This is a genomic window from Qipengyuania sp. CAU 1752 (assembly GCF_054482615.1).
This window is the reverse complement of record NZ_JBTLRE010000001.1, coordinates 1,051,988-1,066,648: the sequence shown is the minus strand read 5'-3', so window position 1 is coordinate 1,066,648 and position 14,661 is coordinate 1,051,988. Positions and strand designations below refer to the sequence as shown.

14 protein-coding genes are annotated in these 14,661 nt (G+C 61.8%); 7 read left to right on the top strand and 7 right to left on the bottom strand.

Features of this window, described 5'->3' with window-relative positions:
* Positions 1-3 precede the first annotated feature (3 nt).
* Together ACXYL9_RS05160 and ACXYL9_RS05155 are read left to right on the top strand one after the other, a co-directional pair.
* Complete coding sequence (locus ACXYL9_RS05160; RefSeq protein WP_459038514.1) at positions 4-546, top strand: NUDIX hydrolase; 543 nt, start codon at positions 4-6, stop codon at positions 544-546.
* Positions 546-1,340 (top strand): SDR family oxidoreductase, encoded by a 795-nt coding sequence (locus tag ACXYL9_RS05155; RefSeq protein WP_459038513.1) that lies wholly within the window; start codon positions 546-548, stop codon positions 1,338-1,340. Before ACXYL9_RS05160 ends, ACXYL9_RS05155 begins: the two co-directional genes overlap by 1 nt.
* A 102-nt stretch (positions 1,341-1,442) precedes the next feature.
* Here the strand turns inward: ACXYL9_RS05155 and ACXYL9_RS05150 are convergent, their stop codons facing one another.
* Genes ACXYL9_RS05150 through ACXYL9_RS05140 form a run of 3 tightly spaced genes read right to left on the bottom strand, consistent with a single transcriptional unit; the run spans position 1,443 to position 1,917 of the window.
* A complete protein-coding gene (locus ACXYL9_RS05150; protein WP_459038512.1) occupies positions 1,443-1,655 on the bottom strand; it encodes a PspC domain-containing protein in 213 nt (70 codons plus the stop codon).
* Positions 1,652-1,771 (bottom strand): recombination protein F, encoded by a 120-nt coding sequence (locus ACXYL9_RS05145; RefSeq protein WP_459038511.1) that lies wholly within the window; start codon positions 1,769-1,771, stop codon positions 1,652-1,654. Before ACXYL9_RS05145 ends, ACXYL9_RS05150 begins: the two co-directional genes overlap by 4 nt.
* Before the next feature lie 38 nt (positions 1,772-1,809).
* Positions 1,810-1,917 carry an enoyl-CoA hydratase gene (locus tag ACXYL9_RS05140; protein WP_459038510.1) on the bottom strand — a complete coding sequence of 36 codons (108 nt, stop codon included), beginning with the start codon at positions 1,915-1,917 and terminating at the stop codon, positions 1,810-1,812.
* A gap of 230 nt (positions 1,918-2,147) precedes the next feature.
* Between ACXYL9_RS05140 and recF the strand changes: the two genes are divergently transcribed.
* Positions 2,148-3,233: a DNA replication/repair protein RecF gene (recF, locus tag ACXYL9_RS05135; RefSeq protein ID WP_459038509.1), complete on the top strand. Its 1,086-nt coding sequence runs from the start codon at positions 2,148-2,150 to the stop codon at positions 3,231-3,233.
* 27 nt (positions 3,234-3,260) lie between these two features.
* Here the strand turns inward: recF and ACXYL9_RS05130 are convergent, their stop codons facing one another.
* Positions 3,261-3,983, bottom strand: a complete 723-nt coding sequence (locus ACXYL9_RS05130) for an arylesterase (protein ID WP_459038508.1) — start codon at positions 3,981-3,983, stop codon at positions 3,261-3,263.
* Positions 3,984-4,009: 26 nt separating this feature from the next.
* Between ACXYL9_RS05130 and ACXYL9_RS05125 the strand changes: the two genes are divergently transcribed.
* Positions 4,010-4,756, top strand: coding sequence for an ABC transporter ATP-binding protein (locus tag ACXYL9_RS05125; RefSeq protein WP_459038507.1), 747 nt, complete (start codon positions 4,010-4,012; stop codon positions 4,754-4,756).
* A complete protein-coding gene (locus tag ACXYL9_RS05120) occupies positions 4,753-7,281 on the top strand; it encodes an ABC transporter permease (RefSeq protein WP_459038506.1) in 2,529 nt (842 codons plus the stop codon). Before ACXYL9_RS05125 ends, ACXYL9_RS05120 begins: the two co-directional genes overlap by 4 nt.
* A gap of 93 nt (positions 7,282-7,374) precedes the next feature.
* Here ACXYL9_RS05120 and ACXYL9_RS05115 read toward each other — a convergent pair whose 3' ends face one another.
* Positions 7,375-9,957, bottom strand: a complete 2,583-nt coding sequence (locus ACXYL9_RS05115; RefSeq protein ID WP_459038505.1) for a TonB-dependent receptor — start codon at positions 9,955-9,957, stop codon at positions 7,375-7,377.
* Positions 9,958-10,194: 237 nt separating this feature from the next.
* Here ACXYL9_RS05115 and typA point away from each other — a divergent pair, with 237 nt between their 5' ends.
* Positions 10,195-12,027, top strand: a complete 1,833-nt coding sequence (typA, locus tag ACXYL9_RS05110) for a translational GTPase TypA (RefSeq protein ID WP_459038504.1) — start codon at positions 10,195-10,197, stop codon at positions 12,025-12,027.
* 107 nt (positions 12,028-12,134) lie between these two features.
* Positions 12,135-12,488, top strand: a complete 354-nt coding sequence (locus ACXYL9_RS05105; RefSeq protein WP_459038503.1) for a hypothetical protein — start codon at positions 12,135-12,137, stop codon at positions 12,486-12,488.
* A 133-nt stretch (positions 12,489-12,621) separates the two neighbouring features.
* On the opposite strand, the gene ACXYL9_RS05100 is transcribed toward ACXYL9_RS05105, so the two are convergent.
* Complete coding sequence (locus tag ACXYL9_RS05100; RefSeq protein WP_459038502.1) at positions 12,622-14,199, bottom strand: acyltransferase family protein; 1,578 nt, start codon at positions 14,197-14,199, stop codon at positions 12,622-12,624.
* A gap of 14 nt (positions 14,200-14,213) precedes the next feature.
* On the bottom strand, positions 14,214-14,603 hold the full coding sequence (locus ACXYL9_RS05095; protein WP_459038501.1) for an acyltransferase family protein: 390 nt from the start codon (positions 14,601-14,603) through the stop codon (positions 14,214-14,216).
* Positions 14,604-14,661 lie beyond the last annotated feature (58 nt).

Sequence of the window (14,661 nt, the reverse complement as noted above, 5' to 3'; positions counted from 1 at the left end):
CCCATGACCGACCCCGATGCCGAACTGCCGGAAGAAATCGTCTGGCAAGGCAAATTCGTCACCGCCAAGCGCAGGGGCCGCTGGGAATATGCCAGCCGTTCGCGCGGAATCCGCGCCGCTGCAATCATCGCGATCGACGACGGCTACGTGCTGCTGGTCGAGCAATATCGCGTGCCGCTGGGCCGTGTATGCCTGGAGATACCCGCCGGTTTGATCGGAGACCACGAGGGTTCGGAAGACGAAGATGCCAGCACCGCCGCGATCCGCGAGCTGGAGGAAGAAACCGGCTACCGCGCCGAGCGGATGGAACCTATTGGCGAGTTTTACTCAAGCCCCGGCATGGTCAGCGAGAGCTTCGCCCTGCTGCGCGCCCGCGGGCTGACCAAGGTCGGCGATGGTGGTGGAACCGGGAGCGAGAACATTACCGTGCACCGTGTAAGGATTGGCGAGCTCGCACAATTCGTTGCAGAGCGCCGCGCGAAAGGCCACGGTATCGATGTACGGATCGCCATGCTGATGGCGCCGGGATTTCTGGGAGAAGATTGATGGCAGGGACTACGGGCGGACGCGTTGCGGGCAAGATGGCGCTGGTCACCGGCGCAGCGCAGGGTCTTGGTGCGCAGCATTGCAAGACGCTGGCGGCCGAGGGCGCGCGGGTCCTGTGCACCGATATCAACGGTGAAGGCGCGGCCGAGACCGCCGCTGCCATCAATGCCGAACATGGCGACGGCACCGCCTTTTCGATCGCGCACAACGTGATCGACCGCAGCGACTGGGATGCCGCTGTCGCCATGGCGCGCGATGAAATGGGCGGACTCAACGTGCTGGTCAACAACGCCGGGATCGGCGTGGCCGGCAATATCGAGACCTGCGATTTCGACGACTGGAAACGCTGTTTCGCGATCAATGTCGACGGCATTTTTCACGGCTGCCAGGCGGCGTTGCCGCTGATGCGCGAGCACGCGCCTGGGTCGATCATCAATATCAGCTCGATTGCCGGCCTGATCGCCAGCGACACCATGCCGGCCTATAATGCGTCGAAAGCGGCGGTGTGGATGCTGAGCAAATCGATTGCGCTGCATTGTGCCAAGAACAACATGCAGATCCGTAGCAACTCCATCCATCCGACCTTTGTCGACACCCCGATTCTCGATGGGACGGCCAAGCATCACAACATGGACAAGGACGTGCTGCTCGAAAAACTGGCGCGACAGATTCCGCTAAAATTCGTAGGCGAACCGAGCGACATCGCCAATGCGGTTCTTTACCTGGCGAGCGACGAAAGCCGGTTCATGACCGGGGCGGAGCTCAAGCTCGACGGCGGTATTTCGGCGATGTGATGTCCGATTGCCGGGAGCAATGCCGTCTGCTCGGTGGCAGCCTCCCGGCAGAGTCGCTCGGGAGGTTTCGATCCAGGGTGGATTGAGGAGCCTTACGGCCCCTCAATCGGCGATCAGGGCAATAGCGATATAGACCAGGATCAGCGAGCCAAAGCCGATCAGCGTGCCCGCGACGAAGCCGATGCGGACCAACATGGGATCGATTCCAAAATAGCGCGCGATGCCTGCGCACACACCCCAGACCTTCGCATTGCTGCGGTCCAGCCGAAAATCTTTCGACGGCTGGCCGCCATTCTTGTTGGATATCTGGTTCATGCAATCACTCCTGAAGGGCTAGCGGGGATGATGGCGAAGGCCATCACGAGGGTGGAAATGGCGAAGGCCGAGACGGCTGCGAAGAGTCGATTTCCGGCGGGCTTGAATTCGAACATGGGGGTCAGTCCTTATTGCGATGAAAATGCCTGAAGAGTCAGACAATCAGCGTCGGGGTGGCGGGGACGATCGCGGTTGCCATGGCAACTGCCGAAAGGGCGACGGCGAAAGCGGCGGCGAAGAAACGGTCGATATTGAAGATCATGGGGGTCTTCCTTTTGTGTTTGTCTGGTCCGGCGAGACCATCCCGCCGGATACCCAATACGTTGCATCAGCCGTGCCAGTTTTTAAAAATGCCGGTTTTCTGCGGTTTCCTCACTCATCCGCTCGCGGTCGGCTGTTCATCAAAACGAAAGATTGGGAAATTCCCCCAAAGGTTGGGATTGGCTTTTTCGTGGCAAGCGCGAGGCACACACGCTAGGTGCACGCAACCCTATGGCGCTCGACCGCATCTCGCTCTCAGACTTTCGCAATCACGCCGTGTCATCGCTCGACGAGACGGCGGGGTTCAACCTGCTCGTGGGTGAAAACGGGGCCGGCAAGACCAACATTCTCGAAGCCATTTCCCTGCTCGCGCCCGGTCGCGGACTGCGCCGCGCGGCATTGCCGCACATGGCGCGCAGCGCCGGTTGCGGCGGCTTCACCATTGGCGCCCAACTTACTCCAGGTGACGGGCAGGAGCCGGTCCAGATCGGAACGCAGGTCGATGCGGCCCGGGCCGGCCGCCGCCGGGTGCGCATCAATGGCGCCGAGGCAAGTGCGGTGAAACTGGGCGAGTGGCTGGCAATCGGCTGGCTCACCCCGGCCATGGACGGCATTTTCATGGGTGCCGCCGGCGAGCGACGACGATTCATGGACCGCATGGCGCTCGCACTCGACCCTATGCATGCCCGCCACGCCGCGCGCTACGAGAACGCGCTGCGGGAGCGCAATCGGCTGCTCGCCGACGATATCGCTCCCGATCCGGCCTGGATGGACGGGATCGAGGCGCAAATGGCAACCCATGGCAGCGCCCTCGCGCAGGGACGCGCCCGGCTAGTCGGCGCGCTCACCGAGACGTTGGAAAACCACGCTGGCGGACCTTTTGCCCAACCGCTTTTGGCTATCGATACGCAGTCCCCTTTCGGCGAAGACGAACTGCGGGAAGCATTGCGATCAGGCCGGATGCATGACCGCCGCGCCGGACGCACTCTGACCGGGCCACATCGCGACGACTTGTCGGTCAACATGGCTGGCAAGGATGTGCCCGCCCAGCAATGCTCCACCGGTGAGCAGAAAGCCATGCTGATCGCTATCACCCTCGCCCATGGCGAGCGCGCGGCACAGGGTCGACCGGGCGTGCTGCTGCTCGATGAGGTCGCCGCGCATCTTGATCCGGTCCGTCGCACTGCCCTGTTCGAGCGGCTCCGCGCCACCGGTGTCCAAGTGTGGATGACCGGCACCGAACGTGCGTCCTTTGAAGGCATCCTTGGCGAAGCTGCGACCTGGCGTGTTGCCGATGGCGACGTGCAACGCATCTGACCGGCACGCGTGGGTGCAGGCGCCCAACTAATCTTTCGGCAGCGCCGCGATGACTTCGTCAAGCGTTTCGGCCACCAGTACCTCGATCCCCTCGGCGGTCGGATGGATGCGGTCCCGCTGGATCAGTTCGGGCCTGTCGGCCACCGCTTCGACCCAGAACGGAATGAAATCCAGACCAGACTCGCGCGCGAGCTCGGCATAGAGATCGTTGAACTCGGTGACGAAATCGGCGCCCATGTTGGGTGGAGCCCGCATACCCATCAACAGCACGTCGATATCGCGCGCCTTCGCTGCCTTGATGATTGCGCGAAGATTGGCTCGCGTCTGCTCTGGCGAGATACCGCGCAGCAGGTCGTTTCCGCCCAGTTCGAGGATCAACAGTTCCGGAGGCTCAGCCATATTGTCGAGCGTAAAGGCAAAGCGCTGCGCCCCTGCTGCACTGGTATCGCCCGAGACGCCGGCATTGGCGACGCGCGCATTGATGCCTTTAGCGCGTAAAGCAGCTTCGAGCTTGGCAGGATAGCTGTTGGCTTTCTGCAGGTTGTATCCTGCAAACAGGCTGTCTCCAAAAGCCAGGATGCGCCGTTCGGGACCCATTACGGGCACTTGGGCATTGGTGGGCGAACCCGCATCCGCTTGCGGGACCGACGGCTCGGCCACCGGCGTGCCGTCTCCACAGCCGAATACTGCCAGTGCAACCAGCGGAATCGACCAACGACCTAGGCCCTTCGGCCATCTACCTTGTTCCATGGAATGCAATATGGCACCCGATTATTGTGACTGACACCCCTAACTTGCACGGCTCCTCCAATGGTCCCGGCCCCCTCGCCATCTCCGCGCGCAACCTGACCCTGACTCTGGGACAGGAAAAACATCCCGTGGAGATCCTCAAGGGGATCGACCTGGACGTGAAGCGCGGCGAAGTTCTCGCACTGCTCGGTCCCTCGGGATCGGGCAAGAGCTCGCTGATGGCGGTCCTGTCGGGCCTCGAACGGGCCAGTTCGGGGACAGTCAATGTTGCCGGTGCCGATTTCAGCGGCATGGACGAAGACGATCTTGCCCGCGCCCGCCGCGGCAGGATTGGCATCGTGCTCCAGGCTTTTCACTTATTACCTACCATGACCGCTGCGGAAAACGTGGCAACACCTATGGAATTGGCGGGTGAGCGCGATGTCCGTGCCCGCGCTGCGGCCGAACTCGAAGCGGTCGGCTTGGGCCACCGGATCGACCATTACCCGAGCCAGCTTTCCGGCGGCGAGCAGCAGCGCGTGGCTATCGCCCGCGCCACCGCGCCGCGCCCGGAACTGATCTTCGCCGACGAACCCACCGGCAATCTCGATGCTGCCACCGGCGCTGAGATCATCGACATGCTGTTCGCCCGGCGCGAGGAAACCGGTGCCACGCTTGTCATCATCACCCATGACCCCGCCCTTGCCGAACGCTGCGAGCGGATCATCACATTGGGCGACGGGGTGATCGCCACCGATACCGCCGGGAATTCCACCCAAGACAACACCGCATGAGCGCAACTGCCAAACTGTCATGGAGCGCGGCCTGGACCCTCGCTCGGCGCGAGCATTCGCTGCGCTTCAAGGGGCTGCGCCTGCTGCTGGTCTGCCTGTTCCTTGGCACCGGCGCACTGGCCGCAATCGGCACGTTGACAGCGGCGATCGAGAGTGAACTGGCCGAGCGGGGGCAGGAGTTTCTCGGCGGCGATCTGGAGGTGGAAGTTTGGCAACGCAGCCTCGATGACGAGGAACTCAAGGCGCTGCGTGAATATGGCGAGATCTCGCAAGGAACGCGCTTGCAGGTTGTCGCGCGCAAGGGTGAGGCAACTGCGCCAATCGGTCTGAAGGCCGTGGCCGAAAATTATCCGCTGTTTGGCAAACTGACGCTGACTGATGGACGCTCGGTCGGTCCACCTCCTATCGGCGAGGCATGGCTGGGCCAGGGCGCGATGGACCGGCTCGAACTGGAGGTCGGCGATACCTTCGATCTCGGCACGATGCGGATGCGTGCTGCCGGGGTGATCGCCCAGGAGCCCGACAAGTTGTCCGAAGGGTTCCAGCTTGGTCCGACCGTGATCGTCAACGAGGAAACGCCATTCGCCGCAGGACTGATCCAGCCGGGCGCCATGTACCAATCCAAGACCCGCATTGCTTTCGATAACCCCGAGCGCGATCCAGGTGCGGTGCAGGACGCGCTGACCGACAGGTTTCCGCTGGCCGGGTTCGACTACCGCGACCGTGACCGGGCCAGCCCCGGAGCCGACCGCTTTGTCGGGCGGATGGGCGAATTCCTGACACTGGTCGGCCTGGCCGCATTGGTGATCGCCGGGATCGGTATCGGCGGCGGGGTCTCGTCCTATCTCGAAGCGCGACGTAGCTCGATTGCGACACTTAAGGTCCTCGGGGCCACCAGCGGCGATATTGTCCGCATCTATGCCATGCAGATCGGCCTCGCCGCTATCGTTGGCAGCGCCGCCGGCCTTATTGCCGGTCTCGCCGTGACACCCCTGCTGGGGTTGGCGCTCTCCGGATTGCTACCGGTGGCGAGCGGATTCACCTTCGAGCCTGCTGCACTTCTGCTCGCCATTGCTTTCGGCCTGTTGGTTGCCCTCGTGTTCGCTGCGACTCCGCTGCTGCGCGCGCGCACTTTCCCGGCGATGGCGCTGATGCGGGCACGGGTCGTGCCACTGGCGCGCGACAAGGCCGCCTTGGGTTGGGTCGGGGGCGGACTCGTTGCTATCGTGGTGCTGGCGCTGGCGACTTCGCGCCAGCCCTTGCTTGCGGCCGGATTCCTGGGCGGAGCTGCAGCCATGCTCGCCGTGCTGGCGCTGCTCGGCTGGGGGATACGGACAGCATCGCGCAAGATCGGCCGACCGGGCAATCCGCTGGTGCGCAATGCGCTAGCCAATCTCAGCCGCCCCGGCACCTCGACCGGCGCGCTGGTGACCGCCCTTGGCTTTGGCCTCAGCGCCTTCGTGCTGCTGGCAGGCGTCCAGAGCGCTATCGACGGCAATATCCAGAGCCGGGTGAGCGACGAAGCGCCCGACTTCTTCGTCCTCGACATACCGCGCGACAGGGTGGATGAATTCAAGCAGCTCGTGCGAACCCAGGACGAAGATGCCGCAATTCGCGCCCTACCGGCCATGCGCGGTTCGATCATCGCCTACGGGCCGGAAAACGCCATGACCCGCGTGGCCGACCTGGAGCAAATACCCGACGGCGCCTGGGCGCTACGCGGCGAACGCGGGCTCACCTATTCCGACGAAGTCCCACCGGGCAACACTGTTGTCGACGGCGAATGGTGGGGGCCGGGCTATGACGGTGAACCAGCGGTTTCGGTCGACGAGGAGTTGGCCGATGCCATTGGCCTCAAGCCCGGCGATCGGCTGACCATCGCGCTGCTGGGGGTCGAACGCAGCGTCCGCGTTGCCAGCACCCGCAGCATCGACTGGGAAAGCATGGGCTTCAACTACGCGCTCGTCTTCAGCCCCAACGCGCTCGAGGATGCACCGCACAATTTTGCCGCCACCATCGAGTTCAAGAGGGAGACTCCGACCGGGCCGCTGCTGCGCGAACTGGTGCGCGCCTTCCCTTCGAGCTCGGTGATCGAGGTCGGCCAGGTGTTGGGCCAGGCGCGCGCACTCCTTTCGCAGGTCGGGATAGCAACCCTGGCGGCGGCATCGGTGGCGGTGCTGGCAGGGTTGGCCGTGTTACTGGGCGCGATTGCCGCTGCCCGCGCGGCGCGGACCTATGACACTGTCGTCCTGCGCGTGCTCGGCGCCAGCCGCAAACAGATCCTGCTGATGCAATTGATCGAGTACGCAGCGCTTGCAGCGATCCTCGCCGTGGTCGCGCTGGCCATCGGCAGCGGACTTGCATGGCTGGTCATCACGCAATTGTTCGAGTTCGACTGGCTCCCTGATTGGGGCCAGGTCTTCGCCGTGCTGGGGGCGGGGCTCGCGCTGGTGGTGGGATTTGCCTTGCTCGGATCGCTCCCGCTGCTGCGCGCCAAACCGGCCCAGGCGCTCAGGGCGCTGTAGCCAACAGGCAAAGAAAAAGGGGGCTGCAAGAGCCCCCTTCCCCTTTCGTTCGGTCCCGTCGCGCCTTGGTGACGGCCCGTGACGAATTCTCGATCAGAACTTGAACCGGACAACGCCGCCATAGGTGCGCGGCGCGCTCGGGTAGCCCGACACAGTGCCGGCCTGAGCAACGCCGTCGAACACGGTCAGGATGTAATCCTCGTTCAGCAGGTTGCGCGCATAGGCACCGATTTCGATACCGCTATCGAGCGCCAGCGTGATCGACGCATTGACCAGGTTCACTTCGCGGCGGAAGTTGTTCGGGCCAAAGGTCGGCAGACCGTTGTTGATGTTGGTGTTGCTCTCGTGGCTGTAGTCGAGACGGGTGATCAGGCGATTGCCGCTGGACCCGAACTCATGCGTGTAGGTGCCCGAGGTGGCGATGTTGATCTCGGGGATACCTGCCGGACGCTGGCCGGTGAGGTCGCCCACAGGGCTGCCCACGAAGCTGTCGAACAGCGGATCAAGATAGGTCATCGCAAAGGTGAAGACCAATCCGTCACTCGGCTGGATGCGAGTGTCGAGTTCGAAGCCCTTGACCGACTGCTCGCCGGCATTGTTGAGCTGGAAGCCCGTGCCGGTGAACAGGAAGCTCTGGAAGCCCTTGAGCGTCTGGTCGAACAACGCGAGGTTGACCGACAGGCCATCCCACGAACCCTTCAGGCCGATTTCGTAGACTTCGGCTTCCTCGGGGCCGGCAAAACGCGAACCGGTGTTGAGGTTCGGCACGGCGAGGCCGCCAGTGAGGATCGGCGAATCCGGCGCAAGGATGGTCGAACGACCAGGCCCCGGAATGTAGTCACCGAACACCGGACGGCTGTCACGCGACAGGTTGACCGAGCTTGCCTTGAAGCCGGTTGCATAGCTCAGGTAGGCGTTGAGGTTGCTCGAGAACTCGTACGACGCGCGCAGCGTGTAGCTGAAGTCGTCGTCCCGCGTCCGGCCATCTTCCACGCTGTTGGGCGTGGTCAGGAACGGCGGCTGGAACTGGAACGGCGCGAGCGCCAGCAGTGGGTTGAACGCCGGATTGGTCGCCGCTCCGGCCAGTGCAGCCTGGTTCGCGGCCGGCAGGGCCCGGAACTGAGCCGGGGTGGCAACAGTGCCGCCCGTAGCTGCAAATATGAAGGCATCGACCAGGTTGATGTTGGCCAGTTCGTCAAACGCCGTTCCGGCGAGTGCGAAATCCTTTTTGTCGTCGGTATAGTTGAAGCCAGCAGTCAGGACGAGGCCGTCGATCGGCTCGAAGTCGACCGTACCGAAGACCGACCACGACCGGTTGTCCATCGAATAGGCTTCGGACGTCAGCGGACCGGCCGAGAAAATGCTGTTCTGCGGCAAGCCGAGAGCAGCTTCAACACCATTGAAGGTGGCGGGGTTGCCGGTCAGCAGCGAGAAGAACGCGCGACCGTCGGCCCCGGTGGTCAGGGCGCTGTCCTGCAGGACGCTTTCATCGAAATAGAAGCCGCCGAGCAGGAAGTTGATCGGACCGTCGAAGTCCGAAGTCAGTCGCAATTCCTGGGTGAAGGTGTCGACCCGCTGGTCACGCACTTCGTTGACGATATCTGCGCTGGTGAAGTCGACGTCCTGGTCGACGAAGTTGCGCAGCTCGCGATAGGACGTGATCGAGGTCAGCATCAAGGCGCCGAGCTCGAGATCGCCCTGGATCGACCCGCCGTAGTTCTTGACTTGGTTTTCCGGCACCTTGTTGAGGAAGATGTCGTAGCTGAAGAAATCGGTGCTGAGCGCGCCGCCAACAGCGAAGACCGCAGGGGCGGTCGGGCCGGCAACCAGCGTGCTGACGACGCAGCAGGCTTCGTCGATCTTCGAGTAATCGGCGATGGCGCGGACCTTGAAGGTGTCGCTCGGTTCGAACAGGAGCTGACCGCGCGCGGTGTAGCGGTTGCGGTCGTTCACGTCTTCGCCGAGGTTGACGATAGTGCCGTAGCCGTCGCGGGTGTTGTAGCTGCCGTCGACCGCGAAGGCGATCGAGTCGCTGATCGGGCCGGTGACATCACCCTTGACCTGGATGTTGTTGTAATTGCCGTAACTGGCTTCGACCGAGCCGCCGAACTGGAACTGCGGCGCGCGGGTGATGACCGAGATCACACCTGCCGAAGCGTTCTTGCCGAACAGGGTCGACTGCGGGCCGTTCAGGACCTCGATGCGCTGGACATTGGCGAGATCGTTGAGCGACGAGGCCGAACGCGAGCGGAAAACGCCGTCGATGAAGACACCGACCGACGGCTCGATGCCGAAGTTGTTGTCGCCATTACCGAAGCCGCGAATGATGAAGGTCGAGGATGACGAGTTCTGAAGCTGGCTGACACGCAACGAAGGAGCCACCGTCTGCAAATCGAGCACGTCGCGGATCTGCGCCTGTTCGAGCGTCTCGCCCGAGGTCACGCTGACCGAGATCGGCGTTTCCTGCAGCGTCTTTTCACGCTTGGTCGCGGTAACGACGATGATGTTGCTGGCAGGCGGCAGGGGCGTATCGACGGCCTCGGGAATCTCGGCATCTTCACCGTCGGCGTCCTGGGCCAGCGCAGCACCCGGTATCAGGGCGATGGCGGCAGCCGAAGCCAGCAAGGCAAAGCCAGTACGCGGGGTGGACCTGCTAAAAAGCGTGTTCGAATTCATATATTTGTTCCTCTTCCTTCGTAGCCGCGCAACATCGGGGAGGAGTATGCAGCCACTTGCCGCGTCGGATAGGGTATCAAACAGCAACCATTCAAGTGTCCTAACGCAGTGATACGGCTAAGATTCGCGGCTGTTGCAGCGCAGACACAGTTGCCCAACGGGCTCTGCTCGGCTAGGGGCGCGCGGTAATTGTTGCGGCGCACAAACGCGGCCGCCCCCAGTCTCAAGAGAACCCACATGTCTGCAGACCTCCGCAACGTGGCGATTATCGCACACGTCGATCACGGCAAGACCACGCTTGTCGACCAGCTTTTCCGCCAGTCCGGCACCTTTCGCGATAACCAACGCGTAGAGGAGCGGGCAATGGATTCGGGCGACCTGGAAAAAGAGCGCGGGATTACCATTCTCGCCAAGTGCACCAGTGTCGAATACGAACATGACGGCAAGACCACCCGTATCAACATCGTCGACACCCCCGGCCACGCCGACTTCGGTGCCGAAGTCGAGCGCATCCTCAGCATGGTCGACGGCGTCATCCTGCTGGTCGACAGTGCTGAAGGCGCAATGCCTCAGACCAAGTTCGTGACCGGCAAAGCCTTGGCGCTCGGCCTGCGTCCCATCGTGGTCGTCAACAAGATCGACCGTCCCGACGGCCGCCCGCAGGAAGTGCTCGACGAGATTTTCGACCTGTTCGCCAATCTCGACGCCAATGACGAGCAGCTCGAATTCCCCTCGCTGTGGGCTTCGGGCCGCGATGGCTATGCCAGCTCTGACGAGAACGCGCGCGAAGGCACGCTCGATCCGCTGTTCCAGCTGATTACCGAGCATGTTCCTCCTCCGGGTCTCGATACCGAGGGCAAGTTCAGCTTTCTCGCTACCTTGCTCGACCGCGATAATTTCATGGGTCGCGTCCTGACCGGTCGGGTCCAGTCGGGTACCATCCGCGTCAACGACCCGATCCACGCCATCGACATGGACGGCAATGTTGTCGAAGTCGGTCGCGCGACCAAGCTGATGAGCTTCGACGGGCTCGAGCGGGTGCCGGTGGAATCGGCCCAGGCAGGCGACATTATCGCCCTGGCCGGTCTCGAAAAGGCGACCGTCTCCAACACCATCTGCGATCCGTCGGTCAAGGAACCAATCGCTGCGCAGCCGATCGATCCGCCGACGCTGGCGATGCGCTTCTCGGTCAACGATTCTCCGCTCGCCGGGCGCGAAGGCAGCAAGGTCACCAGCCGCATGATCCGCGATCGCCTGGCGCGCGAGGCTGAAACCAACGTCGCCATCCGTGTCACCGAAAGCGCCGACAAGGACAGCTTCGAAGTCGCCGGACGCGGGGAATTGCAGCTGGGCGTCCTGATCGAGACCATGCGCCGCGAAGGCTTCGAACTCGGTATCAGTCGCCCGCGCGTTCTGTTCCGCGAAGAGAACGGCAAGCGGATGGAGCCCTATGAAACCGTCGTCATCGATGTCGATGACGAGCATTCCGGCACGGTTGTCGAGAAGATGCAGCGCCGCAAGGCCGAGCTGGTCGAGATGCGCCCGAGCGGCGCAGGCAAGACCCGCATCACCTTCTCAGCCCCCAGCCGCGGCCTGATCGGCTATCACGGCGAATTCCTGTCCGACACGCGCGGTACCGGCATCATGAACCGCCTGTTCGAGAAGTACGACGTCTACAAGGGCGCGATTGAAGGCCGCCAGAACGGCGTCCTGATCTCGATGGTCGCCGGTGAAGCGGCGGCCTATGCTCTCAACATGCTGGAAGATCGCGGCGAGCTGTTCATCGGGGCCAATGCCAAGATTTACGAAGGCATGGTCATCGGCGAGAACGCCAAGCCCGACGACCTCGAAGTCAATCCGATGAAGTCGAAGCAGCTGACCAACTTCCGCTCGACCGGCAAGGACGATGCCATCCGCCTGACCCCGCCGCGGGTGATGACGCTTGAACAGGCGATTGCCTATATCGACAATGACGAAATGGTCGAAGTCACCCCGCAGTCGATCCGGCTGCGCAAGGCTATCCTCGATCCGCACGAGCGCAAGAAGGCCAAGCGCAAGCTGGCCGACTGAGGTTCCTTCAGAAAATTTCGGGCCCGCGTGGATTAAACCGCGCGGGCCTTTCGTTTCTCCTCCAACCGGGCCGCACAGGCGCCGGTCGGATATTCAGGAGACGCGACATGAAATCGACCAAAGCCCTTCTCGCCATCGCCGCCATCACCATTGGCACAGCCGCACAGGCAACGCTGCCGATGCTGTACGAAGAAGCCCTGGCCCGCGAGGAAGAGCAGCGCATTATCAACTATCCCATCGCCGGGATCGAGAACTCGCTGTGGTTCGATTACCGCATCGATATCACCGAGGCGCAGAAAGAATTGCGCAGCGATCTCGGCAAGGCCGACGACACCGAGGACCTGCGCGATGCGTGGGAAGAATATGCCGGCGAACTGCGCCACGAGCGCAAGGACTACGTCAAGAAAATGGCCAAGCGCGGCTTTCGCATGGGCGAAGTGACCGTGCTCGCCAACGACTGACGCCGCGCATTCCAAAGCCATAACAGAGCCCGCAAAGGGTCGCGAAAGGGGTCGGTGAAAACCGGCCCTTTTCTTTTTGCCGCACGGTTGACGAACCTCCGTCGCCTACGGGGGCGGCACTGTCCTAGTCAGATCAGTCTGCCGGGCTAAAACCCAGTTTCTCTGTGATGTAGGGCTCGAGCTTACTCGAACCAGTCTTCGACAGGTGCACCTTGTCCATGAACAAAGGTTGGCCCTTATCGATGGCCTTGCACAGGGTCTCGTCGCAATAGATTTTCACGGGTTCGATCACCGAAAGCCGAGTACCCTCGCCCTTCACCGGTCCAAGTATCCTGTTGCGAAACGCATTTGCAGTCTCGATTGCAGGAGCAGCGGCGAATGTTTCGCACTGACCCAAGTCTTTCTCAGTGAACTCCGCAGTCCGGATGCAGATGTTCAAATCGACCCCGGGTATGGGCGTGTTCCCAAATAAGACGAGCTCGCCGCCACGCGCACGCAGCAATCTCTGAAGGCGCCGGATGGTCTCCACGATCGCCGCGTTGGATCCATTGATCCCGTCAGCCTTTGCATCAATGACCGCCAGCTTGTGTCCGTCCAGGTAGGTCTCCCACCTTGCTGCGACGAAGAGCACCTTGATAGCTGGATTGGCCTCGATCTCTGCTATTACAGCCCGGTTGAAAGCGGGACAGTCTGCTACCATCCTATCGCTGGGTTCGAACCGATCCGCGAGAATGGGGGGGCATCCGGCCTTCGTGAACTGCCTGATCGAAATGCCCTCTCGATTACCGACCGCAGCAAATGCAGGAGCAAGCTGGGCGGCTTGGCTATCGCCCCAGAACGCGGCAGCAGGCGCGGCATCGGTCGCACTCGCCGCCAGATCGCATGCACCCGGCCGGGCCAGAGTATCCCCCCGACGCAGGCACTCGTTCGACTGAAAATCCGAAATTTCCAGCTTCAAGGAACGAAGGAGAGCGCTCTCACTGCCTCCTCTAGATGGAAATCCATTCTGGACAAGAATCAAGGCACAAAATGCAAGGACGGCCGTGGCCGATGCCAGCGACAATCCAAAAATGGCGTTCCTGCCGATCCATTGGCGACTGCGAAAGTGCCGTTCCACGAAATGATACAATAGGGCCGAAAACAGTACGGAGAATGAGACAATGAAGAACGACTGGATGAGGCTAAATGGGACCGGGTCCGCACTCAATTGTGTGTATTTAAACAAGACGATTGCGGGCCAATGGATCAGGTAGAGCGGGTATGAAATCAGGCCGATATAGACCAGCGGACGGATGGAAAACGCTCGACCCACGAGCGTATCCTTGGCGGTCAGCAAGATCAGCGCGCTCCCCGTCACTGGAAGCAAGGCAGAAGCTCCTGGGAAAGGCGTGCTCGGCGAATATGCGACTACCGAAATGATTATTAGAGCAAGACCGCCGAAAGCCAGAATTTCCCGCCCCAGACGCTGCCGCACTTCTGGCACTGCACCCAGCGCGATAAACGAACCTGCCAGCAACTCCCAGGCACGTGTTAGGGGAAGGTAGAAATTGAAGACCGGAGCATTCGTAGTCGCCCAAAGACTGAGCGCGAATGAAAATGCTGCCACCACGCCGAGAACGGCAACGGTGTGTTTTCTGCACAATCGAAAGAGCAATAAAAGCACGATGGGAAACAGCAGGTAGAATTGCTCCTCGACCGCCAATGACCACATATGCAAGTTCGGCTTTAACTCGGCGGCACCGTCGAAATAACCGTCCTGCCTGAAAAGATGTTGGAGGCGAAGATCACAGTGGCGATCGCCGACTTGGCCAGATCCTCTAGATCCTCCGGCGCCAGGATCGCTAAGCCCGCAAGCAAAGTCGCTATCAATACCACAAAGAGCGATGGCAGAAGGCGGCGCAACCTGCGTTCGTAAAAATGCAGGATAGAATACCGGCTGGCTTCCATTTCTTCTACGAGGATACGGGTAATCAGGTACCCGGAAATGACGAAGAATACGTCGACACCGACATAACCGCCGTCAAAGACCGGGCTGCCCAGATGGAACAGCACGACCGAGATAACTGCCAATGCACGCAGCCCATCGATGTCAGGGCGGTACGTCAACTTCCCCATCTTTGACCTTGCCTACAAGCAGTTACAGATAGCCGGTTGGAACGGACGATCGGATCCC